Below are 24,755 nucleotides of genomic sequence, written 5' to 3'. Positions count from 1 at the left end.
GGTGTTTCTTAGCGTTTTGGTCGATTAAAGGCGAACCCTGTGCCTTTGCCAGCCACAAACCGGAAACATGGCCGACATCGAATTTTCAGAACACGGAACGCGCAATCGGGGCGTGTTGGGAACCCGGCTGGTGGGCACGGTGGCCTATCTGGTGGCGGCCGCCTGCCTGTTGCCGATGGTCGCGGTTGTTCTTGCGGCGGTGACCGGCGGGACGGATACGATCACGCATCTGCTGCAAACGGTTTTGCCCGGCTATGCGGTGACGACCGTGATCCTGGTGGTGCTGGTGGCGGCCGGCACGTTTTCCATCGGTGTTGGCGCCGCATGGCTGGTGACGATGACCCGGTTCCCCGGCGTGCGCTTTCTTGAGATTGCGCTGGTGCTGCCGCTGGCCTTTCCCGCCTATGTGCTGGCCTATGCCTACACGTTCATCCTGGATCACCCCGGCATCGTTCAGACCACCCTGCGCGAGGTGACCGGCTGGGGCCCGCGCGATTACTGGTTCCCCGAAATCCGCTCGACCGAGGGGGCGGCGGTGATGTTGATCCTGGTCCTTTACCCTTATGTCTACCTGCTGGCCCGCGCCGCGTTTCTTCAGCAAAGCGCCACCGCTTTTCTGGCTGCGCGCGCGCTGGGCAAAAGCCCGTGGCTGGCCTTCTGGCACGTTTCGCTGCCGATGGCGCGTCCGGCCATTGCGGGCGGTGTTCTGCTGGCGATCATGGAAACCATCGCCGATTTCGGCACCGTGGCCTATTTCGGCGTGCAGACATTTGCCACCGGCATCTACACCAGCTGGTTTTCGATCGGAGACCGCGCGGCCGCTGCGCAGCTGGCCCTGTGCCTGCTGGGCTTTGCGCTGCTCATGGCGGTGGCCGAGCGGATGCGGCGGGGCAAGGCGAAATATTACCAGTCGGGGAAAAGCCATGCGTCCCTGCCAGCCGCGCAACTGACCGGCTGGCAATCGGTGATGGCCTTTACGCTTTGCGCGGTGCCGGTGCTGCTGGGGTTTTTGTTGCCGGTCTTCATTCTGGTTCAGATGGGCATGGAATCAGAACAGAACCTGCTTTCGCGGCGCTATATCGGGTTCATCCGAAACTCGCTGACACTGGCGGGAGTGGCCGCGGTTGTGACCGTTTGCGCCGCGATCTGCGTCGGGTTCTTTCAGCGCCTCCGCCCGGGGCGCGGATCGGCGGCCACGGGATATCTGGCGCGGCTGGGCTATGCAGTGCCGGGCGGGGTGATTGCCGTGGGTCTGATGGTGCCCTTTGCCAGCTTTGACAACGCGCTGGACGCCTGGATGCGGGACACGTTCGATATCTCGACCGGTTTGCTGGTCACAGGTTCGATCTGGCTGCTGGTGGCGGCCTATATGGTGCGCTTTCTGGCCGCCGCGCTCAGCGCTTATGAAGGCGGACAGAGCACGGTGCACGCCAATATGGACGCGGCGTCGCGATCCTTGGGCCAGACGCCGCTGGGCACCCTGCGCCGGGTGCATCTGCCGATTCTGACGCCGTCGCTGCTGACCGCGTTGCTGATCGTTTTTGTCGACGTGATGAAAGAGCTGCCCGCCACCCTGATCATGCGCCCGTTCAACTTTGATACGCTGGCGATTCAGGCCTATCGCCTGGCCTCGGACGAGCGGCTGGAAGGGGCCGCGGTTCCATCGCTGGTGATCCTTGCCGTCGGGCTGTTGCCGGTGATTCTGATCTGCCGTCAGGTCGGTCGGCGCTAGCGCGCGGCGATTCAAAAATGCCACACCCGTTTGCAGCGGGCTTGATTCAAACGCATTTTCCGGCAAGGTTTGTTCCATGAACATGCAGCCTCCCAGCCGGTTTACTGCAAACTCGGCCCAGATGCCCGTCGCGTTCAACCGGCGCGAGATGTCCCATATCCTGTCCGTCTATGGCCGGATGGTCGCCACCGGAGAATGGCGCGATTACGGAATTTCCAATCTGCGCGACGTGGCGGTGTTTTCCATTTTTCGACGAACTGCGGAACACCCGATCTATCGGGTCGAAAAACACCCGCGCCTGCGGCAGAAGCAGGGGATGTATTCGGTGGTCGGCATGGATGGGCGCATTCTGAAACGGGGGCATGATCTGCGCATCGTGCTGCGGGTGCTGGAACGCAAGCTGATCCGGGCCGTCAACCCGGATTAGAGCCGTTTATGCGCCGTCACCGGCCCGTCGCCCTGACGCAATATCCGTGAAATCGCCTGATCCATAGGCTCGAAGGTCACATCCATGTGATAGGCATTGGCGTGCAGCAGCATGTTGTCGCCGTAGACCCAGGCCACATGGCCATTCCAGAACAGCAGATCGCCGCGTTTCGGCGCTGTGTCCGCAGGCAGGGCCTGACCCAGCTCACGCTCCTGATCGCCGCTGTCCCCGGGGCAGGGCAGACCGCAGGCCAGCAGCCCGGCCTGAACCAGCCCTGAACAGTCCAGACCGAACCGGGTGTTGCCGCCCCACAGGTAGGGCGTGCCCAGAAACAGCTCGGCCACGGCTACCGGATCGGTCAGCCGGGTGGCGCTGAGCTTGGCGTGCACGGCAGGAATGAAACCCAGCTCCGTTTCCAGAAACCCGTTCTGTTCCGACAGCACCTGTATCCGGCTTCCGAAACTCAGCGACAGCAGATCGGGGCTTTTCATATCCGGTTGCGCATAGGCATGGGTGGCCGGCGCGGCGATCCAATGGGTTTCCGGCTTGTCCGGCCCCAGCAGGACGGACGCGACCCAGCCGCTATAGCCATCCTTGTCCGCGGTGACATGGGCCCAGCCGTTCTGCGTGTCGTCGACGCGAACCGTGTCGCCGAACAGCAGTTGCCGCTCGCGCGGGCCATCCGGGCTGCGCAGCAGGTCAACGACCGGCTTTATGATGCGCTGGCGGGTCACAGGCCCAGTATCCCGGGCAGGGCGGTCAAAAGGGCGCGCGGCCCCTGACCCAGACCGCCATTGCTGCGCCCGGGGGCCTTGCCGGGCTGCCAGGAATAGATATCGAAATGCATATAGGCGCTGTCGCCGACAAAGCGGCGCAGGAACAGCGCTGCGGTGATGGATCCGGCAAACCCGCCCGACGGCGCGTTGTCCAGATCGGCGATGCCGGGTTCGATCATCGCCTCGTACGGCTCGTGGAAGGGCATCCGCCAGACCGGATCGGCGGCCTGTTCGCCGGCCTGCGCCAAGGCCGCAGCCGCGCCGTCATCATCGGTATAGAACGGGGCCAGATCGGGGCCCAGCGCCACCCGCGCCGCGCCGGTCAGCGTCGCCATCGAGATCACCAGATCCGGATTTCCCTCATCCGCCAGTGCCAGCGCATCGGCCAGCACCAGCCGCCCTTCGGCGTCGGTGTTGTTGATCTCGACCGTCAGGCCCTTGCGCGAGGTCAAGATGTCGCCGGGCCGGAACGCGTTGCCGGACACCGAATTCTCGACCGCCGGGATCAGCACGCTCAGCTGCACCGGCAGCTTCAGCGCCATGATCATCCGCGCCAGACCCAGCACATTGGCTGCACCGCCCATGTCCTTTTTCATCAGGGACATCGAATTGCCGGGCTTCAGGTTCAGCCCGCCAGTGTCGAAACACACACCCTTGCCAACCAGCGTCAGCCGCGGACCGGAATGGCCCCAGCTCATCTGTATCAGCCGCGGTTCCTGCGCGGCGGCACGGCCCACGTTATGGATCAGCGGGAAATTCTGATCCAGCAGAGCCTGCCCTCGGATCACGTCGCAGGATGCGCCGAATTCCTGCGCCAGCGCCTCGGCTGCGGCCTGCAACTGATCCGGCCCCATATCCGATGCGGGGGTGTTGACCAGATCACGGGTCAGGGCCTCGGCATTGGCCAGAACCTCGATCCGGGTCGCATCGACACCGTCGGGCGCCACCAGGCGGGCCTTGGCCGGCGTCTGCGAGGCATAGCGATCAAAGGAATACCCGGTCAGCAACCAGCCCAGGCATTCGGTCTCCAGAGCATCCCGGGGCAGGCCCGAGGCGATGTGATAGGTGCCTTCGGGCAGGGCCTGAGCCGCTGCGGCCAGCGGAAACCGCTTGCGCGCGCGGCCGCTGCTTTTGCCATAGCCCGCAAGCGCATGTTCCGGCATGCCGTCCGGACCGGGGATCAGCACGGTCTGACCCAGGGCACCGGTAAACCCGCTGGCGCGCACCCAGGCGGCCACGGCATCCGACTGATCGTTCAGCCAATCGTCCAGATCAGGTTGCGCGATGACATGCAGCGACAGCGACGTCTCGGACGGGGAAGCAAATGACAGGGGCATGGAATTCTCGGTTGGTTAGACGTGCGACCAGCCTAGCCGTCCACGATCCGTCCGCAAGCCCCGTCAGACCGAAAGATCCTGCTGATCCCAGATCACGGTCAGCGATTTTTCACCGACGCGGATCAGGCGCGACAGGGTGGCGCCGGTCGCCACCGCGTCACCGGCATCGACACACTGCGCCACGTCCCCGGCCACCCGCGCCAGCGCCACCATCCCGATCTGCTCGGATATGGCCACCAGCGAGCGGGCGCATTTGCGCAAACCCGCCCCGTCGCGCTGACGCCAGAACCGTTCGCAGTTCGACAGTCGCACGGCCAGTTCCTCGACCGTTCGGCACAGCACGTCCAGCGCGTTCTTGTCGCCCAGTTGACGGTACAACCCGTTCAGCCGGTCCTGATCCAGCCGCACGGATTCCTTGTGTTCAAGCGAGACAATCTTATCCACCACATTCACCCCAGTTCTAATCGCCCCCACAGCGTTGCCGACACTGACGGTGAATTCCTTTGCAAAACCTTGCGATGGTTTCGGATAATTGCTCGAATTTTCCTTGAATTCGGGTTACAGCGACCTCGGAAACACGAGAATGGACACAAGTATGGACTTAGCGAAACCTCTGCCGGGTTATCTGGTCAAACGGTATCACGGCTGGAAAGCCACCACCTATTCCGAAAATCAGGTCTGGTACCGCCGCCTTGCGACCGAGGGTCAGCGCCCGCGCGCGATGGTGATTTCCTGCTGCGACAGCCGGGTGCATGTGACATCGATGTTCGGTGCGGATCAGGGCGACTTCTTCATCCACCGCAACATTGCCAACCTTGTGCCCCCCTTTGCGCCCGATGGCGACCACCACGGCACCAGCGCCGCCATCGAATATGCGGTCACCGCGCTGAAGGTCGCGCATCTGATCATTCTGGGCCATTCGCAATGCGGCGGCGTCCAGGGCTGTATCGACATGTGCAAGGGCCAGGCCCCGCAACTGGAAGCGAAAGACAGCTTTGTCGGCCGCTGGATGGATATTCTCAAGCCCAAATACGATCTGGTCGCGGATATCGAGGACAGCGTCGAACAGGCGCGTCAGTTCGAGCGGCAGGCGGTGGTCGCCTCGCTCGAAAACCTGATGACTTTCCCGTTTGTGTCTTCGGCAGTCGAGGATGGATCGCTCAGCCTGCATGGGTTGTGGACCGATATCGGCGAAGGCGGGCTGCAATGCTACGACCCGTCCGAAAAGAAATTCGTGGTCGTCTGAGCCACGCGGTTTCCGGTTCGAACATGTGGCGCGGATCAGGTCTCTGATTTCGCGCCATTTTTTGCTAATATGGCGTCATTCCTTTTGGATCAGGAGCGCGCCATGCGATTCATCAAACGTGTTTTTGTCACCCTTGTTGTCCTTATTCTGGTTCTGGTCGGGGTGTCCTACCTTTTGCCCGGCAAGGCCGAAGTCTCGCGCAGTATTACCATCGACGCGCCCGCCAGCGCGGTCTTTCCCTATGTGAATTCCATGCAGGCGACCGAGGAGTGGTCTCCCTGGTTGTCGCGCGACCCGGAAACGAAACTGTCCTACAGCGGCCCCGAGACCGGAGTGGGCAATACCCTGAACTGGACTTCGGATCACCCGCAGGTTGGCTCGGGCACGCAGGAAATCATCGAAAGCATCCCCGATCAAGTGGTCAGGACCGCGCTGGATTTCGGGCAGATGGGCACCGCAGAGGCGTCCTTCGATCTGGCGCAACAGGGCGACCAGACGCAGGTGACATGGGGGTTTGAGACCCAATTGGGCATGAACCCGATGTCTCGCTGGATGGGCCTGATGATGGATAACTGGGTTGGCGGCGACTATGAACGCGGCCTGTCCAATCTGAAAACACTGGTCGAAAGACAGGGCTAGCCACCGCGCCTGCCCACCGTCCCGCACGGCCGCCGTACCCGCGCAGGCGGGCGGGCTGCCACGGACCCTGAAAGAGCGAAATAGAGGCTCCCTTGCTCTTTTTTAAACTTATTCGTTGCCGAAACCGGTTTCGGCAACAACAATTGGAACAAATGACCGCGAATCTCTCATATCAGCCACGCGCTTCGGCGAATCGTCCGGGGGCATCCGGACGGGTCAAACTGGACGAATTGGCCGCGCATCTGGGCCTTTCAAAAAGCACCGTATCGCGCGCCCTGAACGATTATCCGGACATTTCCGAGGTCACGCGAAACCGGGTCAAGGCGGCAGCGCGCAAGCTGGGATATCGGCCGTTGAGCCACGCGCAGGCGATCCGAACCGGACAGGTACGTGCAATTGCGATGGTGCTGAACAGCGACGAGCCGGATCAGCACAATCCCTTCCTGCAGGACTTTCTGGCCGGCGCGTGCGAGGCGGCCAGCGGGTTAGACTGGACCATGACGATTTCCACGGCAACATCTGAGCGCGATACGCTGAAAGTCCTCAGCCGGCTGTATCAGGAACGCAAGGCGGACGGCTTCATCCTGCCACGGACGCTGGTCAAGGATTCCCGCGCGGATCTTTTGCGCAACCTGGACGTGCCGCATATCCTGTACGGGCGGACGGGGTACGGGCAGCCGAACAGCTATGAGGGTACATCTTGGTTCGATATCTTGGGCGAGCTGGCGATGCGCAAGGCGGTTCTGCGGCTGGCCGGGTTCGGGCATACACGGATCGGCTATGTCGGCAGCGATCTGAAGTTCAACTACAGCCACCTGCGCCGCGACGGATATACCGACGGACTGAGCGCGGCGGGCCTGCCATTCGACCCGGATCTGATCCGGGATGGCGCCAGAACGCGGGACGAGGGTGCCGCGCAGGCCACGGCCCTTATGCAGTTGGAACAGCCGCCCACGGCCATCGTCTTTGCCACGGACCTGGCGGCGCTGGGTTTCTTTTCCGCGGCCGGGGATCAGGGGCTGGTGATCGGCCGCGATGTGTCGGTCATCGGCTATGACGGCATTCCGGAATGTCGCTATGCGCGCCCGGCGCTGACCACCTTTGCCGTTGATTCCCGCATGGCCGGGCAGCGGCTGGCGACCTTGCTGATCCGGCAGATCCGGGGCGAGGACCCCGCAAGCCTGCGCGAGCTGACCGAAGCCACCCTGATCGAAGGGGATTCGGACGGGCCGCCCGGCCTCGCGTCAGCGGAACTGGCGCAAAAGATACAACACGTCAACGATCATAATCGGGGAGGAGACCGACCATGAAACTGACACCCAAAGCGTCCCGGCTGATGCTGGGTTCATCGCTGGCACTGGCGCTGACTGCGCTGTCGGCTCAGGCGGATACGATCCGCTTCTGGACGACCGAGGAACAGCCCGAGCGTCTGGCCAAGCAACAGGAGATGGCGGACAGGTTCAAAGAGGAATCCGGCACCACGGTCGAAGTGATACCCGTCACCGAAAGCGATCTGGGCACCCGCGCCACGGCGGCTTTTGCGGCCGGCGACCTGCCGGATGTGGTCTATCACACGCTGCAATACGCCCTGCCCTGGGCCGAGGCGGGCATTCTGGATACCGAAGCCGCAACCGAAGTGATCGAGGAACTGGGCACGGACACATTTGCCCCCGGCGCGCTGGCGATGGCGGCCTTCAACGGCGAAACCGCCTCGGTTCCAGTCGATGGCTGGACCCAGTTGGTGGTCTACCGCAAGGACCTGTTCGATGCCGCCGGGCTTGAGGCGCCCAATTCCTTTGGCAACGTTCTGGCGGCGCTGGAATCGCTGCACAACCCGCCCGAGATGTACGGCTTTGTCGCCGCCACCAAGGTTGACGAGAACTTCATGAGCCAGGTTCTGGAACATGTGTTCCTGGCCAACGGGGTCAGCCCGGTAAGCGCCGACGGCTTCCAGCCGCTGGACGAGGCCAAAACCACCGAAGTTCTGGATTTCTACAAGGCGATCGCCAAGGCTTCGCCTCCGGGAGAACTGTACTGGAAACAGTCGCGCGAGCTGTATTTTGACGGCAAGGCGGCGATGATCATCTGGTCGCCTTTCATTCTGGACGAACTGGCCGGCCTGCGTGACAGTGCCCCGCCAACCATCAACGACGATCCCACATCGCGCGATCTGGCCTCGATGACCGGTATCGTGACCAACTTTTCCGGCCCGTCCAATCCGGATGGCGCGGCCTGGGGTGACGTACGGTATTTCGGGATCACCAGTGACGCCGATACAGACGCCGCCATGGAGTTCGTGAAATTCGCGATGGATGACGGCTATACCCAGACGCTGGCAATTGCGCCGGAAGGCAAGTTCCCGGTCCGGCGCGGTACGGCTGACAATCCCACCGCCTTTGCCGAAGCCTGGGCCGAATTGCCCGTCGGCGTCGACCGCAAGGCCCCGCTGGGCGAGCTTTACGATCAGGCGATGATCGACGAGATCGTCGGCGGCCTGGACGTGGCGCAACGCTGGGGCGTGTCTGAAGGACAGCTGTCGCTGGCTTCTAAAATGATCAACAGCCAGGCCATCAACCGGATCGTCCGCCAGTATATCGACGAGGAAGTCGATGCTGCCGCCGCCGTTGCGGCCATGAACGAAGAGCTCGCCAAGGTCCAGTAATCCCGCTCGACCGGCACTCGCAGCGGCGTTTGCGCCGCTGCACTCAACCCTTTGAGGTACCCCATGTCTTCGGCCACCCCACCGACAGGAACCGGGGCGCTAGCCAAACGCGAGGCGCGTCTGGCCTGGGCGCTGCTGGCTCCGACCGTGATCAGCGTCTCGCTTGTGGTGATCCTGCCCCTGCTGGCGATCATCTGGATCAGCTTCAAGCCCTTTACCCTGTCCGACCTGCGCCCGCCTGCGCCGGTTGTCCGTGAAAGCCTGCGTGGATCGGGCGACGATCTTCGGATCGAGTACCGGCTGCGCAACTCCAGCCAGGAAATCGCCATCGGCGGCGTCACCCTCAGCGATGTGCTGCCCGATGAGGTGACGGCCACGGGCGACGTCGTTGCACCCTGTGTTCTGGACGGCCGGAACCTGTTTTGCGACTTCGGCACGCTGGAAGGCGGTCAGCGCGAACGCATCCGCATTCCGGTCACGCTCGACGGTGATCCGGACGTGATCGAGGAACTGGTCGAGGATTCCGAGCCCAACGTGACCGGCAGCGGGCCGAACGTGCTGACCAATTTTGAGTTCAGCTTTGAAAACTTTGCCCGCGTCTTTGACGGGTCAGAGTTCTGGGGCGTTCTCTGGGTGACGCTGTTTTACACCGTGTTCGGCACGATCGGTGCACTGGTCATGGGGCTGTTTGCCGCCCTGCTGCTGAACAAAAGCTTCCGCGGGCAGGGCATCATCCGGGGCCTGTATCTGTTTCCCTATGTGGCGCCGGTGATCGCCGTGGCCTTTACCTGGGTCACCCTGTTCGACCCGTTTTCGGGATCCGCCAACGCGCTGCTGGTGCAGATGGGGCTGAGCAATGACCCGATCAATTTCTTTGGCGAACGCCCGCTGGCCCTGATCATGGTCACGGTGTTCGAGATCTGGCGCTATTTCCCACTGTCGTTCCTGTTCATTCTGGCGCGGATGCAGTCCATCGACTCCAGCATGTACGAAGCAGCGGATATGGATGGCGCATCGCCGTTCCAGAAGTTCTGGCTGCTGAGCATCCCCCAATTGCTGGGCATCCTGTCGGTGCTGTTCCTGTTGCGGTTCATCTGGACCTTCAACAAGTTCGACGACATTTTCCTGCTGACCGGCGGCAATGCAGGCACCCGCACGCTGACCGTGAATGTCTATGAACAGGCCTTTGCGATCTCGAACATCGGGGCGGGCGCGGCTGTGGCCGTGGTGATCCTGATGTGCCTGATTGCCTTCAGCTTCTTCTTTTTCCGCTTCATCAGCCGAGAGGAGGGATTGTGATGCGCAAAGGGTTTATAACCGGCCCGGTTCTGGGCGCGCTCTGGCTGGTGGTCATCGCCACCACCGTCGCGGTCACCATGTCCTTCGCCACCGGCGCGGCGTTTCGTCCGCAAGTGCTGCTGAGCCTGATCTGGGGGGCGGTCGCCGGTCTGGTCTATGTCCGCTTTCCGGCCCGCCACGCCCCGGCCCGTCTGGGGGTGTCGGCCCTGCTGGGCCTGTCCTGCCTGACCGGCTTTGGCCCGGTCCTGATCGGGTCGGACACCACGCTGCAGGCGACGCTGATCACTGTGGTCGCAGTGGTGGCCGTGATGCATGTGTCCATGGCCGAGATCCTGAAGGAACTGCCTTTTGGCGAGCTCACCCGCCACGAATACGAGGACGCGGTGATCCGGTTCTGCACCGGATTCGGCTATATCTTCTTCACCGCCATCGTCATCATTCCGTTCTACGTGATGGTGATGACCAGCCTGAAATCGCAGCAGGCGCTGTTGCAGAACCCGCTGGATTTCTCGGTCGACTTGACCCAGGGCTGGGCGCTGTTCCGCAGCTACACGGAACTGTTCCGGGATTTCAATTTCGGCACCTATCTGTGGACGTCGTTCTATGTCTCGTGCCTGACCGTGTTCATCACGCTGGCCTTCAGCGTGCCCGGCGCCTACGCGGTGGCCCGGTTCCGGTTTCAGGGGCAAAAGGTGTTCTCGCGCTCGATCCTGCTGATCTACATGGTGCCGATGATCGTGCTGGCGCTGCCGATCTATATCGCCTTCTCGCTGACCGGGCTGCGCAACTCGATCCTGGGGATCGTGATGATCTACCCGGTCACGACGATCCCGGTCGCGCTTTATATGCTGCAGGGCTATTTCCGCGGTCTGCCGACCGAGGTGGAAGAGGCTGGTCTGATGGATGGCCTCTCGCGTATCTCGGTGATCTGGAAGATCACGCTGCCACTCAGCCTGCCGGCGCTGGCGTCGGTGTCGCTCTATGTCTTCATGATCGCCTGGAATGAATTCCTGCTGGCGTTCATGCTGCTGGACGACCCGTCGAAATTCACCCTGACCCGTGGGGTCACGATGCTGAACTCCTCGGAAATTCCCCGCCAGCACCTGATGGCCGGGGCAGTGATCGCCACCGTGCCGATCATGGCCCTGTTCCTGGGGCTTGAACGTTTCATGACCAAAGGCCTGACGGCAGGGTCGGTCAAAGGATGACTGATATGAACCACCATACAACGCCGAGTGAATCGGCCCGCAACATCCTGATTGCCAATGATCGGGGCGGCTATACGATCCCGACCAGCGGCCTGTACCCCTATCAGTGGAACTGGGACAGCGCGGTCGCGGCGCTGGGCTTTGCCGAATTCGACATCGACCGTGCCTGGACCGAGCTTGAGACACTGTTCTCGGGCCAGTGGGAGGACGGCATGGTCCCTCACATCCTGTTCCACAAGCCCGATCCGGGGTACTTTCCCGGCCCCGATGTCTGGGGCGGCACCGGGCCGATTCCGTCCTCTGGCGTGACCCAGCCGCCGATCGCCGCCACCATGGCGCGGCGGATCTGGGACACGGATCGGGACGCCGGCACCGCGCGTTTGCGGGCGCTGTTTCCCGCCATGCTGGCCTGGCACCGCTGGATCATGAAATGGCGTCTGGATGATCAGGGCGCGGTCTGCACCACCCATCCGTGGGAGGCCGGGCGCGACAATGCCCCCGATTGGGACGGGGCAATGGCGGGCATCGACGCCTCGGATGTGGGCGAATATCAGCGCCGCGACACCGGCCATGTCAACAGTGCCGACCGGCCGACCAAATATGACTATGACCGCTATATCAAACTGGTTCAGATCGGGCAGCGGGCCGGCTGGGATCAGCAGAAATTGCTGGACCTCAACCCGTTTCGCGTCGCTGACCCGACGATGAGTTTCACCACCCTGCGCGCCGCCCGCGACCTGTTGGTCATCAGCACGGAACTTGGGCTTGAGGCCGCTGATCTGCGCCGCGACATTGCCCGGCTCGAAGCCGGGGCCGGGTCGCTGTGGAACGACGCGCTGGGCGCCTTTGACGCGCGCGATGCACATACCGGGGCATGGGCCGAAAGCGTCTCTAACGCAAGCTACCTGTGCTGGTACGCGGGGCTGGAATCCGAACGGATGCTGGAACGTCTCAAGACGATTCTGACCACGGTTCCGCATCCGATCCCCAGCTATGATCCGGACATGCCCAAATTTGACGCGCGCCGGTATTGGCGCGGGCCGACCTGGGCGTTCATGAACATGATGGCCGGCATAGGCCTGGATGAAATGGGCCACGGTGTCGAAGCCGAAGCCCTGCGCCTGAAAACCGCGCGCCTGATCGCGGGCAACGGTTTCGCCGAATATTACGACCCGATGACCGGCGGCCCCGCCGGTGGCAATTCGTTTACGTGGACGGCCGCAGTGTGGCTCCACTGGGCAGGGAGGAACTGATGGGCAGTATCGAACTCAAAGCCGTCGAAAAATGGTTCGGCGTCGCGCAGGTGATCAAAGGCATCGACCTGCAGATCGAAGAAGGCGAGTTTGTCGTCTTTGTGGGCCCGTCGGGCTGTGGCAAATCCACCCTGCTGCGGATGATCGGCGGGCTTGAGGATATCTCGCGCGGGTCGCTTCTGATCAACGGTCAGGATGTCACCGATCACCCGCCGTCAAAACGCGGTCTGACCATGGTGTTCCAGTCCTACGCGCTTTATCCCCACCTGACCGTGGCCGAGAATATGGGCTTTTCGCTGAAGGTGGCGGGCGTCGCCAAAACCGAGATCGCCGAACGTGTGGGCAAGGCGGCCGAGGTCCTGAAACTCGACCCCTATCTGGAACGCCGCCCCAAGGATCTGTCCGGCGGTCAGCGGCAGCGGGTGGCGATCGGCCGGTCTATCGTGCGCGACCCCACCGCGTTCCTGTTCGACGAGCCGCTGTCGAATCTCGACGCCGCCCTGCGGGTCGAAATGCGCTATGAGATCGCCAAGCTGCACCAGAGCCTGAACCGCACGATGATCTACGTGACCCACGATCAGGTCGAGGCGATGACACTGGCCGACCGCATCGTGGTACTGGAATTCGGCAAGATCGCCCAGGTTGGCACCCCGCGCGAACTGTATGAACGCCCGGCCAATCTGTTCGTGGCGCAGTTCATCGGCAGCCCGAAGATGAACGTCCTGCCCTGTACCGTGTCCGGGGACCGGTTCCAGCTGGAAAACGGCGGCAGCGGTCCATTTGACCGGGCGGGCGCGGCCACTAAACTGGGCATTCGCCCGGAACATATCAGTGTCGTCGAACCCGGCGCGGGACACAGCGACGGTATGGTCGAGGTGGTCGAATATCTGGGCGCCGATATGTTCGTTATCGTCGATTGTGGCACCGGGGAAATGGTCACCGTCCGCCTTGGCGGCGACACCGACCTGAAGCCCGGCACCAAAATCGGCCTGCATTTCGCGCCGGAGAAACTGCAATTCTTCGATGCAGAAGGGCAGGCGTTGTAAAGCGGTTCGGGGTGGTGCCGGATCTGCCTGCACCACACCCAACTGGCCTTGTCAGTCACCGCAAAAATTGTGCAGGATAGGCGCCTTAATTCTTCCCGCTGAACTTGCGCCAGTCCTTTGGCATAACAAGCGTCGTTTCCAGACGAAACGCGACACCGTCCGGGCCGCCCGGCGGGCTGTCGGCCCAATAGGTCACTCCGCCAAGGATCTGGATCGGGACCTGTCCGAACTGCACCAGCTTGCCGGCTTCGACGGTGACCGGAACCCACCATTCGCTTGCCGTCCAGTCATATTCGCTTTCCGAAAACGTGGAAAACGTCCACTGGCTGGCGTTGGTGTAAGACAGAAACGGTTCCAGAAACGTCGTATTCACCTCCGGCACGTTGTTCCGGGTTTCCAGCACGCCCCATTGCTGGGTGACCAGCCCGCCATAGGTCCAGCCGTTTTTCTGGATCAGCGCCGCTGCGGTCGGGCCCACGGCCAGCGTTCCCAACCCGAGCAGGCGATCCGTACTGGTCGGCCAGGTCACCTGCAGACCCGCGCCAACCGAGTAATCGCCAAGCCGTGTTTCCCGTGCATTGGGGGCGATGAAGAACCCTTGTTCGATATCCCCCAGCCCGAATTGAGAGCCGGAATTCCCGGCGATGTCATTTTGCCATTCCAGCGGAATGATCGTTCGGGTCGTTAGCGTATAGTTGGCATTCAGGGTAAACGGATAGATCGGCTGAAAGCTGAGCGAGGTGTTGTGCCCGTCAGCGGACCCGATATTGCGCGTATGTTCCACGACCAGAGGCAGGGCAATCAGATCGGCAAACGGGTTGGCAAGGTCCTTGGCGATCTCAGCGGCCTCGTCATTGCTTTGGGCGTTTGCAATGCCCGCGACCAGGCAAAGACATGTTGAAAATACACGCGCAGAAACGCTCATGACATCACTTCCTGAAAGTCACCCGACCTAAGTAATTGAGCTGAGTGTAGAATCCGGAAAGGACAGACAGTTAAGCGACGTTCAAAATAGTTCCGGGATGTGGCGATCCGGCACTATGGCTATGGACGAAGGCGAGCGAACCGAACGGCCGGCGCGGCCACAAAACAAAAAAACCCCGCTATTGGTCTGGCGGGGTTTCGTTGGTCTTCGGGGATTTGTCTCAGCCCTTTTTCAGAACCTCACGGCCCAGCAGCTCGGCGATCTGCACGGCGTTCAGGGCCGCGCCCTTGCGCAGGTTGTCCGAGACGCACCACAGGTTGATACCATTTTCGACGGTCGAATCCTGACGGATACGGCTGATGAAGGTGGCGAAATCACCCGCGCATTCGATTGGTGAGACGTAGCCACCCTCTTCGCGCTTGTCGATCACCATGATGCCCGGTGCCTCGCGCAGGATGTCGCGGGCTTCGTCTTCGTCCAGGAATTCCTCGAACTCGATATTCACGGCCTCGGAATGGCCGACGAAGACCGGCACGCGGACGCAGGTGGCCGTAACCTTGATCGACGGATCGACGATCTTCTTGGTCTCGACAACCATCTTCCATTCTTCCTTGGTCGAGCCGTCTTCCATGAAGACGTCGATCTGCGGAATGACGTTGAAGGCGATCTGTTTCTGGAACTTCTTCGGCTCAACCTCAGTGGTCGGGTTGTAGATGGCTTTGGTCTGATCCCAAAGCTCATCCATGCCCTCTTTGCCCGCGCCCGAAACCGACTGGTAGGTCGATACGACAACGCGCTTGATCCTGGCGCGGTCGTGCAACGGCTTCAGCGCGACAACCATCTGCGCGGTCGAGCAGTTGGGGTTGGCGATGATGTTCTTGTTCTTGTAGTCGTGAATCGCCTGCGGGTTACATTCCGGCACGATCAGCGGAATGTCCGGGTCATAGCGATAGAGCGACGAGTTGTCGATCACCACACATCCGGCCGCGGCCGCCTTGGGGGCGTAAACCTTGGTCGCCTCGGACCCCACGGCAAACAGCGCCATGTCCCAGCCGGTGAAATCGAACGTGTCCAGGTCCTTGGTCGTGAGTGTCTTGTCGCCAAAGCTTACCTCGGTGCCCAGCGAACGACGGCTTGCCAGAGCGGCAAGTTCATCGACCGGGAACTGGCGTTCCGCCAGGATGTTCAGCATTTCGCGGCCCACGTTACCCGTGGCGCCGACGACGACGACGCGATAGCCCATTTCATGTCTCCAAAGTTAAGGACGCGCGTTCATAGCCGCGTTGCAGCGAAGAAAAAAGGGTTTTCGGCACCGAATTCCGCGATTGACGGCGAATTGAAGCGGATCAATCCGCCAGAAGCCATTCATACAGGGCGACCAGGGTCTTGGCCTCGCCGTTGATATCGAAATTCTGCTCGACATGGCTGCGGGCGGCGGTGCCCGAGTGCGACAGGGAATCGCGGTCGGACAGCATGTCGGCAGCGGCGTCAGCCAGCGCAGGGATATCGCCAGGTTCCACCACGCGGCCCAGCGACGGGTCGGTGACGATCTCGGAAAACGCACCAACATCGGTGGCCACGACCGGCACACCGCAGGCCATCGCTTCCAACGGGGTCAGGCCGAAGCCTTCCCAGCGTTGCGGGGCGATGAAGAGATCCAGCACCTGATACCATTCGGCGATCTGATCCACGGTGACCTCGGGCATGAACAGGATGCGGTCGGACAGACCCGCCCTGGCGACCTTGTCTTTCAGCTCGGCCAGAAAGGCTGTGTGTTTCTCGGTCGCGCGGCCCATCACGATACCGTGGACGTCATCGAAGCGCCCGCACAGGTCGATCATCGCGTCGACAAAAGCGTCGGTGCCTTTTTGGTGGCGGATGCGGCCATAGCAGCCCAGCAGCAGACCGTCAGGCAGCCCCAGACGGGCGCGAACGGCGGCTTTGTCCTCGGGTGGCGTGAAATCCTGCAGGTTGATGCCGTGCATGATCACCTGCGCATCGCGCTCAAGATAGCCGGCGGTCTTGCGCGAGGTCGCCACCACCGCATCCATCCTGTCGATCAGCCATTTGGTATAACCGGTATGGGCCCGTTGCGAGGCGCTGGTGAACAGCAGTTTCAGCCGCAATCGGAAGATGTTGCGCAGGATCAGACCCAGCAGCATCTCGGTGTTTCGCCGTGCGTGCCAGACGCGCAGGGTTTTGCGCGACAGGAACGGCAGGCGGCCCAGCGGGATATGCGGGATGTCCGCAGGCAAGCCCGGCCCGGTGGCGGCGATATCGATCCATCGCACCTGCAGCGGCACCAGCCGCGCAATCGTCGCCGTCACGCCCGAAAGCCTGCGTTTGAGATTGGGGGCAATGACGCGCGGGTCGGACATGGACGCTCCTGACGGTTGCAGCGTCAGTCGACGCTGTCGCGGCTGAAAAGGTAGATTACGCAGCCGATGGCAAGCGTGACCGCGAAAAAGCCGAATATCGCTGTGTAGGGCGCGGTCGGGCTGATGTCCACCGTGGCGGCATGGATGCGACCGGTGACAAACTGGGCAAGGCCCACGCCGCCGATGCCAAAGAGGTTCAGCAGGGTCATGCCGCGCCCGACCAGATGCGGCGGCACGAAGGCGCGGCCATGTGCCATGATGACTGGAAAGCTGGCCCCCATGAACCCGATCACCGCCATCAGCAGCACCGCCAGCCAGACCGCGCTGTCGATCCACAGACACAACAGAACCAATGCCGCCGTGCCCAGCGCGTTGCCGCCGAAGATCACCCATTTCCGCGTACCCATCAGGCGGTCCAGCGGCCCATACGCAAACGTCCCGGCAATCATCGCCGCCCCCATGATCAGCGTTGCGGTTCCGATCTGGGTGGTGCTGAGCGCGAAGATATCGCTCAGATAGGGCCCGGCCCACAGCCCGCGTGTGGCGGCCGATGGGGCATAGGCGACCAGCATCAGCGGCAGGATCGCCCACAGGGCGGGTTCCCTCAGCAGGTCCAGCACGGATCCCCTGTATTCGGTCTTGACCTTTTCGGGATCGTGCACGGTGATCCAGATGCCCAGCGCAATCGCCGCCGAGACCACTGCCAGCGTTCCCATCGTGGCCCGCCAGCCCATCAGCTCAACCGCCAGTGCCGTGGGGTATGAGGCCACCAGATTGCCGACCGATCCGACGCCCAGCATCACCGCCGCCAGCGTGGCAAAGCGCGCAGGCGGGTATTCGCGCGCGAAGATGTAATAGGACGCCATCAAAACCGGAGAGCACCCGACCCCGATCAGCCCCATAGCGATGGCGATGTGAAACGGTGTGCCCGCCACGGCAAACAGCGCCGCGCCACCTGCGCCGCCGACCAGCAGCAGAACCGACGCCGTCAGGCGTGGCCCGACCCGGTCCAGCGCCCAGCCCACCGGCAGTTGCATCGCCGCAAAGACCAGAAACCAGAGGCCCGAGGCAAAGGCCAGATCCTCGGGCGTGGCGCCGATGTCCCGACCCAGATCAACGCTCAGCACCGCCAGAAAGGCGCGGAAAAACTGGCTGAGCACATAGCCCAGACACAAGACCACCAAACCTGCCTTCATGAACCGTCCCTCTTCCGCGACCTGCGGGCAATGCTTGGCACGTGGCAGAGTTTCGCACAAGCGCGTGTGCTGTGATGATTTCCACAGACAGCCATCACATTCGGGCTATCTTTGATCTTAACCATCAACCCGAGGTGCCGATGAAAGACGCCCAGGCCGATTTTTACGACAGCCTTCCGTTGCAGCGGGATTTCACCCGTCTTGCGGAACCTGCGCGGTTTACGGCGGTGCCTGACGACTGGGTGCTGGGCGTCGCTGATATCGTCGATTCCACCGGTGAAATTGCCAAGGGTCGATACAAGACGGTGAACACGGTCGGAGCTGCGGTGATATCGGCCATGATCAACGCGCTGGAGGGCAAAGAATTTCCTTACGTCTTTGGCGGCGACGGCGCGGCCTTTGCGGTGCCCGCAGGCGCCGCCGACGCCGCGCGCACCGTTCTGGCCGACCTGCGGCGCTGGGCCGAAGAGGAGTTTGCCATCGCGCTGCGCGGGGCGATTGTGCCCGTGGCTGAACTGCGCCTGGCCGGCAAGGACCTGCGCGTGGCCCGGTACGCGCCCTCGAACGGGGTGGATTACGCCATGTTCTCGGGCGGGGGGCTGGCCTGGGCCGAGGCGCGGATGAAGGCCGGAGACTTCATGGTGCCGGCGGCCGAACCGGGCGCGTTGCCGGACCTGACCGGCCTGTCCTGCCGCTGGTCGAACAGCCCGGCACGGCATGGCCGGATCGTTTCGGTCGTGGTGCAGCCGACGCCGCAGGCGACCGAGGCAGATTTTGCCGACCTGGCGCATCTGGTTCTGGCTGCTTCCGAAGGGCTGGAGCGCGCCGGACACCCGGTTGCGGAAAACGGTCCGCCAATGGGCTGGCCGCCGCCGGGCATCGACATCGACGCCCACGTCTCGCGCGGCAGTCGCAATCTGCTGTTGCAGAAGCTCTTGCTGCTGGGCCAGAACCTGCTGATTGCGTTGCTGTTCCAGACGGGCAAACGGCTGGGCAGTTTCGAGCCCGAGCATTACAAGCGCATGGTCAGCCGCAATGCCGACTTCCGCAAATTCGATGACGGGCTGAAAATGACGCTGGACTGCGACCCGGAGACGCTGGCGCAGATCCGGATGGTGCTGGAACGGGCCCGTGGGCAGGGCAAGATCCGGTACGGCCTGCATGCGCAGGATGAGGCGATGATGACCTGTTTTGTGCCATCGGCCACACGCGACGATCATGTGCATTTCGTCGACGGGGCCTCGGGCGGTTACGCGCAGGCCGCTGCCGCCATGCAGGGCTGACCCGCTATTTCGCCTTCCACTTTGCGGCCAGCGCCCGCGCCGCCTGGGCCAGCAGCATCACGTCGATCCCCACTGCCAGAAACTGCGCGCCCATGCCCAGATGGGCCTGGATCGCCTCATCATTGGTGCCCAGAATGCCGGGTGCCTTGCCTGCGGCCCTGATCCGCACCATCGCGTCGGCAATGGCGGCGCGGACTTCGGGCGCGGCGCTGTTGCCCTGAAAGCCCATATCGGTGGACAGGTCCGCCGGACCGATGAACACCCCGTCGACGCCCTCGACCTTCAGAATATCGTCCAGCGCGGCCATGCCGGCACGGTTTTCCACCTGCACCAGCAGGCAGATCTGCGCGTCCGCGGTCTGAATATATTCCGCAGTGGTTCCGTACTGCGTCGCGCGCGAAGCCATCGCGCCCACCCCGCGCACGCCGTCGGGCGGATAGCGGCAGGCGCGTACCAGCCCGCGTGCCTGTTCGGCACTGTCCACCATCGGCACCAGGATCGTTTGCGCACCCGCATCCAGCACCATCTTGATCAGGGCCGTGTCCCCCACCGGCACCCGCACCACCGGATGGGACGGGCTGTGCGACAGCGCCATCAGCTGATCGCGGACCGAGCGGATATCGTTCGGCGCGTGCTCGCCATCAATCACCAGCCAGTCGAACCCGGCGGTGCCCATGATCTCGGCGGTGACCGCCTCGGCAAAGCTGGACCAGCAGCCGATCAGCCGGTCGCCGTTCAGCAAAGAGCGTTTGAATTCATTGATGGGTGCAGGCATGTCAGGACCTCTGGGGTAATGAGCGGGCGATGTCTGTGATTACATCATAGGCCATCCGGACGTCATCCTCGGTCGTTTCGAACTGACCGGCCTGAAAACGGATCACAAGGTTGCCGTCAACGCGGGTCTGGGTCAGGTAGATGCGGCCATCGTCATTGATGGCGTTTACCAGCCGCAGGTTCAGATCGTCCAGATCGGGGACCCCGGCAGGGGCGTAACGGAAGGTCCACAGGGACCACATGGGCGGGGTGATGATTTCGAAATCCGGCTCGGCGCCCAGCCGGTCATGCAGGTCAACCGACCAGTTCACGTGATTGCGCAGGCGCGCGCGCAAGTCTTCCAGCCCGTAGGCCCGTATCACGAACCACAGTTTCAGTGCCCGGAACCTGCGGCCCAGCGGGACGGACCATTCTGAATAGTTGATGATCCCGTCCTTGCCATGGGTTTTCAGGAATTCCGGGCTGATTGCCAGTGTCCGTACCAGATCATCGGGGTCTTTCAGGAAATGAGCGCAGCAATCGAACTGCACGCCCAGCCATTTATGCGGGTTGAAGACGATGCTGTCCGCCTGCTCGATCCCGGCCCAGTAATGCCGGTACTCGGGGCAGATCATCGCCGATCCGGCCCAGGCCGCGTCAACATGGGAATACAGCCCGTACTGGGCCGCGATCTGCAGGCACTCGGCCACCGGATCCGTTGCGCCGATACTGGTTCCGCCGACGCAGGGAATGATGCCCGCTGGCTGAAAACCAGACTCTAAATCAGATTGAATCGCCGCTTCCAGCGCTGCGGGGTCCATCCCGCGCCAGGGTCCTTTCGATGGGATGCGCACCAGGTTGTCCTGCCCGATCCCAGCAATCCAGATGGCGCGGTCCACCGAGGTGTGAACCTCGGCCGAGCAATAGATGCGCAGCGGTTTCCGGCCGAACAACCCCTGCTGATTGCCCTGCCATGCAAGCGCCTTTTCCCGCATGGTCAGCACGGCGGCCAGAGTGGCAGACGAGGCCGAATCCTGAATGACGCCGGAAAACCCCGGCGGCAGGTCCAGCGCATGGCGCAACCAGTCCATCATCCGCGTTTCCATCTCGGTCGCGGCGGGTGAGGTCTGCCACAGCATGCATTGCGGTGCGATGGCGCTGGCCAGAAACTCGGCCAGCACCGAGGGCGCGGATGCGTTCGAGTTGAAATAGGCGAAGAAACGGGGGTGTTGCCAATGGGTGATCCCGGGCATCACGATCTGTTCGAAATCGCGAAAGATATCCTCGATCGCCTGCGCCTGCTCGGGCGGTTCAGCGGGCAGGGCGTTCAGAATATCCCCCGGCTGCGACCGGGCGCGCACCGGTCTGTCCCCAACGGTCAGGTGATAATCCTGCGTCCACTCGGCAACCATCTTGCCCCAGTCGGCGAATTCGTCCCACTTCATCATGACCCTCGGTATTTTGGCCGGGACTGCGCCCGGCGCAGATAATCTGCTTCTGCCAGTGATGGGCATTCGCCGGTGAAGGTCAACGACATTTGCAGGCAGCCATGTTCAGGCCGGACCGGTCGCATCACGTCTGATTGATGACATAGACACTAACAAAGGGAAAACGGGCGATTTGAAGGGCGGAAAAGGATTGGCCAGTTGCACAACCGCCGGATTTCGTACAATATTTAATATGACCAGTGATTTACCGATGACGTCACGCTCGTTGCCCATAGCGTTGTTGCGGGCACGGGAACGGGTCATGGGTCCCATCCGCAGGATGCTTGCAGATGCGGGGGTGACCGAACAGCAATGGCGCGTTTTGCGTGTTCTCAACGAAGAAGGCCCGCAAGAGCCGACACACCTTGCCGACCGGGCCTGTCTTTTGCTGCCCAGCCTGACCCGTATCCTGCAAAAGCTTGAGATCAAGGGACTGATCCAGCGGCGCGTGCACCCCTGCGACAAGCGCCGCCAGATTGTCGATATCACCGCAAAAGGTGAACAGATCATCCGCGACAATATCCAGGTAACGATCCGTCTGGCCGAGGACATTCGCTCTCAGCTGGGACCGGACCGCCATGAGGCGCTGCTGGACCTGCTGAACGATTTGCGTGACTTGAAGCCCTGAGTGCAGGATCAAACCCCGCCGGAGAGACAACAGGCATTCCCCGGCGGGGCGGCCAGACCTGCACTGGATTATTCGCCTGGCCAGAGGCCGGTTACGCCGGATGTTGTCGGCGATCCGACCTGTGTTCAGAGAACGTGCCAGCCTGAAAATTAGGCCCGCTATTGGCACAAAGACTTATTGGGGGCAGCATCTTTGGCCTTAGTTCTCCGAAACATTTGCACCCGTTTCCGCCACAATTCAGCGGTGGTGAGTGTCTTCAGGTTACGGCGGACATGGTGTGCCCACCGAACAAGTGAGTGGTGTCCGAGGCGCGCCAGGCCCCGGTTTACGCGGGGCAAACCGTCCCGTACCACAAGAAGCTAGAGCAGATGGGGGTTTTTCAAGACACGGCCATCCAATTGTGAACACGTCCTGATCACGTCCTCGCAGGTACGGATGGCGGGCTTGCGCGCCGCGCTAAGGGCCTGCACCGGCCCGGTCAAGCGGGAAGCGGTTGAGAAGGCTTGCCCGGGCAATGATCTTCACTAAGATGCGCCTCGTTTGACGCGAAAGGGAGCCCGGATGCCGGACAGCTTGTTTACTCTTCCCGATCCGCTTGCGATTCCGGTGCAGGGGCAGCAATCGGCTTACCCGGTGGGACGGATCTTTTGCGTTGGCCGCAATTATGCGGCCCATGCGGCCGAAATGGGCCATGAGGTCGATCGCGAGGCGCCGTTCTACTTCACGAAATCCGCGCCCAACGCGGTTCTGTCCGGGGCAACGGTGCCCTATCCGCCGGGCACGGAAAACTACCATCACGAAATGGAACTGGCCGTTGCGGTCGGGCGACCGCTGTTCCAGGCCGCACGGGCCGAGGCCCGGGATGCCGTTTTTGCCTATGGCTGTGCGCTGGACATGACCCGCCGCGATCTGCAAATCCGCGAACGCAACAAGCAGCGCCCCTGGGATCTGGGCAAGGATGTCGAGAATGGCGCGGTGTTTGCGCCCCTGACCCCCGCCAGCGACTGGTCGCCCATGGACAGCACCCGCATCCACCTCAGCGTCAACGGGCAACTGCGTCAGGACGCGACTCTGGAGGAACTGATCTGGAAGATCGACGAGATCCTCAGCCACCTGTCCGGGTATTACCACCTGCGGCCCGGTGATCTGATCCTGACCGGAACCCCGGCCGGGGTCGGGCCGGTGCAGGCCGGCGACGTGATAGAGGGTGGAATTGACGGGCTGGCCCCGGTTCGCCTGACTCTGTCGGCGGCGAAATAGACCCTATTTAGGGGCTTTCAGCCAATCCCCGGCAAACTCCACATCGTCAAGCCCAGCAAATCTGCGAACCCGGTCCAGCTCTGACCGCAGCCGCCGGGTGCGCGCGTCGGACCAGCGCAGGTTGCGTTCGGGCCACATTGCGCGGACCTGAAGACCCCCCCGGTCCCGATGCGCCTTCATGTCGATGCGGCCGATCAACCGGTCACCTTCCAACAACGGAAACACATAATACCCATAGGTCCGCTTGGCAGCGGGAACAAACACCTCGATCCGATAATGGAACCCGAACAGGCGCTCGGCACGGTTGCGGTCGCGCAGCATGGGGTCAAACGGGCTGAGGACCCGGATGCGGCCGGACTGTGATGGCAGGGCATCAACCTCTGCGGCCAGCCCCGGACGGGCCAGCAGTTTGCGGACACGCCCATCCGCGCAGGTAATCTCGATCTCTTCCAGAGTCTCGTGTGTCAGGCCCTGCTCGCACCAGCTTTTGGCCTCGGCGACGCTGACGGTATCCCAGAACGCGGCCAGCTCTCCGGGCGTGGCAAAGCCCAGCCGGTCAAGCGCCGCGTTACACAGCCAATCAATGGTTTGATCCGCATCACACGGCATGTTGCCCGGGCACAGATGCGTGTCGATCACCCGCTCGGTCAGGTCATAGCGTTTCTGAAACCCGCTGCGACCAATGACCGTCAGCGCGCCGGACCGCCACAGAAACTCCAAGGCGGTTTTGGACGGGTGCCAGTCCCACCAGCCGCCCGAGCCTTTCTTTTCATCCTTGCCGACATCCGATGACGACACCGGACCGTGATCGCGAATATGGCGCAGAACGGTTGCAAATTGCTGGTCGAACCCGTCGCGGCGCCAGTTCTTCCAGCGCGATTTCAGCAGGGCCGCATCGCGCTGAAACCGCAGATGCCAGTGGGGGTAGAAGTCCATCGGAATGACCGCGGCGTCATGGGTCCAGTGTTCAAACAGAGCCCGGTCGCGCTCGTAGAGGCGTTTAAGGTTGCCGGAACGGTATGAAGGCCGGCGCGAAAACAGGATCATGTCATGGGCGCGGGCGACGGTGTTGATGCTGTCGAGCTGAACAAAACCCAGACGCCGGATCAGATCCAGCAGGTCCGCGCCTTTCGCCCCGCCCGCAGGCGGTTCCGCCAGCGCATGGCGCTCCATGAAAATGGCGCGCGCGGTCTTGTTGTCCAGTCGCTGTAAAGCCACCG

At 62.4% G+C, this 24,755-nt stretch carries 24 protein-coding genes; 13 read left to right on the top strand and 11 right to left on the bottom strand.

Annotated elements, in window-relative coordinates:
* Positions 1 to 67 precede the first annotated feature (67 nt).
* Both ACXAC3_RS02930 and ACXAC3_RS02925 read left to right on the top strand, forming a co-directional pair.
* Positions 68 to 1,732 carry an ABC transporter permease gene (locus tag ACXAC3_RS02930; protein ID WP_475156019.1) on the top strand — a complete coding sequence of 555 codons (1,665 nt, stop codon included), beginning with the start codon at positions 68 to 70 and terminating at the stop codon, positions 1,730 to 1,732.
* Between the two features lie 76 nt (positions 1,733 to 1,808).
* A complete protein-coding gene (locus ACXAC3_RS02925) occupies positions 1,809 to 2,159 on the top strand; it encodes a DUF2794 domain-containing protein (RefSeq protein WP_475156015.1) in 351 nt (116 codons plus the stop codon).
* On the opposite strand, the gene ACXAC3_RS02920 is transcribed toward ACXAC3_RS02925, so the two are convergent.
* The 3 genes from ACXAC3_RS02920 to ACXAC3_RS02910 all read right to left on the bottom strand — a co-directional run bounded on the left by ACXAC3_RS02920 (position 2,156) and on the right by ACXAC3_RS02910 (position 4,725).
* The gene (locus tag ACXAC3_RS02920) at positions 2,156 to 2,893 is read right to left on the bottom strand and encodes an NlpC/P60 family protein (protein ID WP_475156008.1); all 738 of its coding nucleotides are present in this window, start codon (positions 2,891 to 2,893) and stop codon (positions 2,156 to 2,158) included. The genes ACXAC3_RS02925 and ACXAC3_RS02920 overlap by 4 nt on opposite strands.
* Complete coding sequence (locus ACXAC3_RS02915; protein WP_475156004.1) at positions 2,890 to 4,272, bottom strand: leucyl aminopeptidase family protein; 1,383 nt, start codon at positions 4,270 to 4,272, stop codon at positions 2,890 to 2,892. The genes ACXAC3_RS02920 and ACXAC3_RS02915 overlap by 4 nt, the downstream gene beginning before the upstream one ends.
* A gap of 63 nt (positions 4,273 to 4,335) precedes the next feature.
* Complete coding sequence (locus ACXAC3_RS02910; protein WP_475155999.1) at positions 4,336 to 4,725, bottom strand: hypothetical protein; 390 nt, start codon at positions 4,723 to 4,725, stop codon at positions 4,336 to 4,338.
* A 142-nt stretch (positions 4,726 to 4,867) separates the two neighbouring features.
* On the opposite strand from ACXAC3_RS02910, the gene ACXAC3_RS02905 reads away from it, so the two are divergent.
* The 8 genes from ACXAC3_RS02905 (at position 4,868) to ACXAC3_RS02870 (ending at position 13,625) form a co-directional block, all read left to right on the top strand.
* Complete coding sequence (locus ACXAC3_RS02905; RefSeq protein ID WP_475155994.1) at positions 4,868 to 5,518, top strand: carbonic anhydrase; 651 nt, start codon at positions 4,868 to 4,870, stop codon at positions 5,516 to 5,518.
* Positions 5,519 to 5,620: 102 nt separating this feature from the next.
* A complete protein-coding gene (locus ACXAC3_RS02900; RefSeq protein WP_475155988.1) occupies positions 5,621 to 6,157 on the top strand; it encodes an SRPBCC family protein in 537 nt (178 codons plus the stop codon).
* A gap of 152 nt (positions 6,158 to 6,309) precedes the next feature.
* Positions 6,310 to 7,467, top strand: a complete 1,158-nt coding sequence (locus tag ACXAC3_RS02895; RefSeq protein ID WP_475155986.1) for a LacI family DNA-binding transcriptional regulator — start codon at positions 6,310 to 6,312, stop codon at positions 7,465 to 7,467.
* Positions 7,464 to 8,819, top strand: coding sequence for an ABC transporter substrate-binding protein (locus ACXAC3_RS02890; protein ID WP_475155984.1), 1,356 nt, complete (start codon positions 7,464 to 7,466; stop codon positions 8,817 to 8,819). Before ACXAC3_RS02895 ends, ACXAC3_RS02890 begins: the two co-directional genes overlap by 4 nt.
* 63 nt (positions 8,820 to 8,882) lie before the next feature.
* Entirely contained in the window at positions 8,883 to 10,118 is a 1,236-nt protein-coding gene (locus ACXAC3_RS02885) for a carbohydrate ABC transporter permease (RefSeq protein WP_475155982.1), read from the top strand.
* Complete coding sequence (locus ACXAC3_RS02880) at positions 10,118 to 11,326, top strand: carbohydrate ABC transporter permease (RefSeq protein WP_475155979.1); 1,209 nt, start codon at positions 10,118 to 10,120, stop codon at positions 11,324 to 11,326. Before ACXAC3_RS02885 ends, ACXAC3_RS02880 begins: the two co-directional genes overlap by 1 nt.
* Before the next feature lie 5 nt (positions 11,327 to 11,331).
* Positions 11,332 to 12,579 (top strand): MGH1-like glycoside hydrolase domain-containing protein, encoded by a 1,248-nt coding sequence (locus tag ACXAC3_RS02875; RefSeq protein WP_475155977.1) that lies wholly within the window; start codon positions 11,332 to 11,334, stop codon positions 12,577 to 12,579.
* Positions 12,579 to 13,625, top strand: coding sequence for an ABC transporter ATP-binding protein (locus tag ACXAC3_RS02870; protein ID WP_475155973.1), 1,047 nt, complete (start codon positions 12,579 to 12,581; stop codon positions 13,623 to 13,625). The genes ACXAC3_RS02875 and ACXAC3_RS02870 overlap by 1 nt, the downstream gene beginning before the upstream one ends.
* 85 nt (positions 13,626 to 13,710) lie before the next feature.
* Here ACXAC3_RS02870 and ACXAC3_RS02865 read toward each other — a convergent pair whose 3' ends face one another.
* The 4 genes from ACXAC3_RS02865 to ACXAC3_RS02850 form a co-directional block, all read right to left on the bottom strand.
* The gene (locus ACXAC3_RS02865; RefSeq protein WP_475155969.1) at positions 13,711 to 14,550 is read right to left on the bottom strand and encodes a transporter family protein; all 840 of its coding nucleotides are present in this window, start codon (positions 14,548 to 14,550) and stop codon (positions 13,711 to 13,713) included.
* A 220-nt stretch (positions 14,551 to 14,770) separates the two neighbouring features.
* The gene (locus tag ACXAC3_RS02860) at positions 14,771 to 15,793 is read right to left on the bottom strand and encodes an aspartate-semialdehyde dehydrogenase (protein WP_475155964.1); all 1,023 of its coding nucleotides are present in this window, start codon (positions 15,791 to 15,793) and stop codon (positions 14,771 to 14,773) included.
* Positions 15,794 to 15,896: 103 nt separating this feature from the next.
* Complete coding sequence (locus ACXAC3_RS02855) at positions 15,897 to 16,928, bottom strand: glycosyltransferase family 4 protein (RefSeq protein WP_475155961.1); 1,032 nt, start codon at positions 16,926 to 16,928, stop codon at positions 15,897 to 15,899.
* A 23-nt stretch (positions 16,929 to 16,951) separates the two neighbouring features.
* A complete protein-coding gene (locus tag ACXAC3_RS02850; protein ID WP_475155957.1) occupies positions 16,952 to 18,124 on the bottom strand; it encodes an MFS transporter in 1,173 nt (390 codons plus the stop codon).
* A gap of 140 nt (positions 18,125 to 18,264) precedes the next feature.
* On the opposite strand from ACXAC3_RS02850, the gene ACXAC3_RS02845 reads away from it, so the two are divergent.
* Positions 18,265 to 19,407 (top strand): DUF3095 domain-containing protein, encoded by a 1,143-nt coding sequence (locus ACXAC3_RS02845; RefSeq protein WP_475155954.1) that lies wholly within the window; start codon positions 18,265 to 18,267, stop codon positions 19,405 to 19,407.
* Between the two features lie 4 nt (positions 19,408 to 19,411).
* Here the strand turns inward: ACXAC3_RS02845 and ACXAC3_RS02840 are convergent, their stop codons facing one another.
* The 3 genes from ACXAC3_RS02840 to ACXAC3_RS02830 form a co-directional block, all read right to left on the bottom strand.
* The gene (locus ACXAC3_RS02840) at positions 19,412 to 20,182 is read right to left on the bottom strand and encodes an HpcH/HpaI aldolase family protein (RefSeq protein ID WP_475155950.1); all 771 of its coding nucleotides are present in this window, start codon (positions 20,180 to 20,182) and stop codon (positions 19,412 to 19,414) included.
* A 1-nt stretch (position 20,183) separates the two neighbouring features.
* On the bottom strand, positions 20,184 to 21,605 hold the full coding sequence (locus tag ACXAC3_RS02835; RefSeq protein ID WP_475155946.1) for a pyridoxal phosphate-dependent decarboxylase family protein: 1,422 nt from the start codon (positions 21,603 to 21,605) through the stop codon (positions 20,184 to 20,186).
* A gap of 108 nt (positions 21,606 to 21,713) precedes the next feature.
* Positions 21,714 to 21,911, bottom strand: coding sequence for a hypothetical protein (locus ACXAC3_RS02830; protein ID WP_475163490.1), 198 nt, complete (start codon positions 21,909 to 21,911; stop codon positions 21,714 to 21,716).
* On the opposite strand from ACXAC3_RS02830, the gene hpaR reads away from it, so the two are divergent.
* Entirely contained in the window at positions 21,841 to 22,275 is a 435-nt protein-coding gene (hpaR, locus tag ACXAC3_RS02825) for a homoprotocatechuate degradation operon regulator HpaR (protein ID WP_475155942.1), read from the top strand. The genes ACXAC3_RS02830 and hpaR overlap by 71 nt on opposite strands.
* 561 nt (positions 22,276 to 22,836) lie before the next feature.
* Positions 22,837 to 23,535 (top strand): fumarylacetoacetate hydrolase family protein, encoded by a 699-nt coding sequence (locus ACXAC3_RS02820; RefSeq protein ID WP_475155938.1) that lies wholly within the window; start codon positions 22,837 to 22,839, stop codon positions 23,533 to 23,535.
* A 3-nt stretch (positions 23,536 to 23,538) separates the two neighbouring features.
* Here ACXAC3_RS02820 and ACXAC3_RS02815 read toward each other — a convergent pair whose 3' ends face one another.
* A complete protein-coding gene (locus tag ACXAC3_RS02815; protein ID WP_475155933.1) occupies positions 23,539 to 24,753 on the bottom strand; it encodes a winged helix-turn-helix domain-containing protein in 1,215 nt (404 codons plus the stop codon).
* Between the last annotated feature and the right edge of the window lie 2 nt (positions 24,754 to 24,755).

Source organism: Ruegeria sp. ABV4_181, assembly GCF_056158465.1.
This window is presented reverse-complemented; position numbering and strand designations above follow the sequence as displayed.

Excerpts from the sequence above, each read along its gene's own strand:
- ACXAC3_RS02930 (WP_475156019.1), top strand. The coding sequence starts at position 68 with ATGGCCGACATCGAATTTTCAGAACACGGAACGCGCAATCGGGGCGTG.
- ACXAC3_RS02925 (WP_475156015.1), top strand. The coding sequence starts at position 1,809 with ATGAACATGCAGCCTCCCAGCCGGTTTACTGCAAACTCGGCCCAGATG.
- ACXAC3_RS02915 (WP_475156004.1), bottom strand. The coding sequence starts at position 4,272 with ATGCCCCTGTCATTTGCTTCCCCGTCCGAGACGTCGCTGTCGCTGCAT.
- ACXAC3_RS02905 (WP_475155994.1), top strand. The coding sequence starts at position 4,868 with ATGGACTTAGCGAAACCTCTGCCGGGTTATCTGGTCAAACGGTATCAC.
- ACXAC3_RS02900 (WP_475155988.1), top strand. The coding sequence starts at position 5,621 with ATGCGATTCATCAAACGTGTTTTTGTCACCCTTGTTGTCCTTATTCTG.
- ACXAC3_RS02895 (WP_475155986.1), top strand. The coding sequence starts at position 6,310 with ATGACCGCGAATCTCTCATATCAGCCACGCGCTTCGGCGAATCGTCCG.
- ACXAC3_RS02890 (WP_475155984.1), top strand. The coding sequence starts at position 7,464 with ATGAAACTGACACCCAAAGCGTCCCGGCTGATGCTGGGTTCATCGCTG.
- ACXAC3_RS02885 (WP_475155982.1), top strand. The coding sequence starts at position 8,883 with ATGTCTTCGGCCACCCCACCGACAGGAACCGGGGCGCTAGCCAAACGC.
- ACXAC3_RS02880 (WP_475155979.1), top strand. The coding sequence starts at position 10,118 with ATGCGCAAAGGGTTTATAACCGGCCCGGTTCTGGGCGCGCTCTGGCTG.
- ACXAC3_RS02875 (WP_475155977.1), top strand. The coding sequence starts at position 11,332 with ATGAACCACCATACAACGCCGAGTGAATCGGCCCGCAACATCCTGATT.
- ACXAC3_RS02870 (WP_475155973.1), top strand. The coding sequence starts at position 12,579 with ATGGGCAGTATCGAACTCAAAGCCGTCGAAAAATGGTTCGGCGTCGCG.
- ACXAC3_RS02865 (WP_475155969.1), bottom strand. The coding sequence starts at position 14,550 with ATGAGCGTTTCTGCGCGTGTATTTTCAACATGTCTTTGCCTGGTCGCG.
- ACXAC3_RS02860 (WP_475155964.1), bottom strand. The coding sequence starts at position 15,793 with ATGGGCTATCGCGTCGTCGTCGTCGGCGCCACGGGTAACGTGGGCCGC.
- ACXAC3_RS02855 (WP_475155961.1), bottom strand. The coding sequence starts at position 16,928 with ATGTCCGACCCGCGCGTCATTGCCCCCAATCTCAAACGCAGGCTTTCG.
- ACXAC3_RS02850 (WP_475155957.1), bottom strand. The coding sequence starts at position 18,124 with ATGAAGGCAGGTTTGGTGGTCTTGTGTCTGGGCTATGTGCTCAGCCAG.
- ACXAC3_RS02845 (WP_475155954.1), top strand. The coding sequence starts at position 18,265 with ATGAAAGACGCCCAGGCCGATTTTTACGACAGCCTTCCGTTGCAGCGG.
- ACXAC3_RS02840 (WP_475155950.1), bottom strand. The coding sequence starts at position 20,182 with ATGCCTGCACCCATCAATGAATTCAAACGCTCTTTGCTGAACGGCGAC.
- ACXAC3_RS02835 (WP_475155946.1), bottom strand. The coding sequence starts at position 21,605 with ATGAAGTGGGACGAATTCGCCGACTGGGGCAAGATGGTTGCCGAGTGG.
- hpaR (WP_475155942.1), top strand. The coding sequence starts at position 21,841 with ATGACCAGTGATTTACCGATGACGTCACGCTCGTTGCCCATAGCGTTG.
- ACXAC3_RS02830 (WP_475163490.1), bottom strand. The coding sequence starts at position 21,911 with ATGACCCGTTCCCGTGCCCGCAACAACGCTATGGGCAACGAGCGTGAC.
- ACXAC3_RS02820 (WP_475155938.1), top strand. The coding sequence starts at position 22,837 with ATGCCGGACAGCTTGTTTACTCTTCCCGATCCGCTTGCGATTCCGGTG.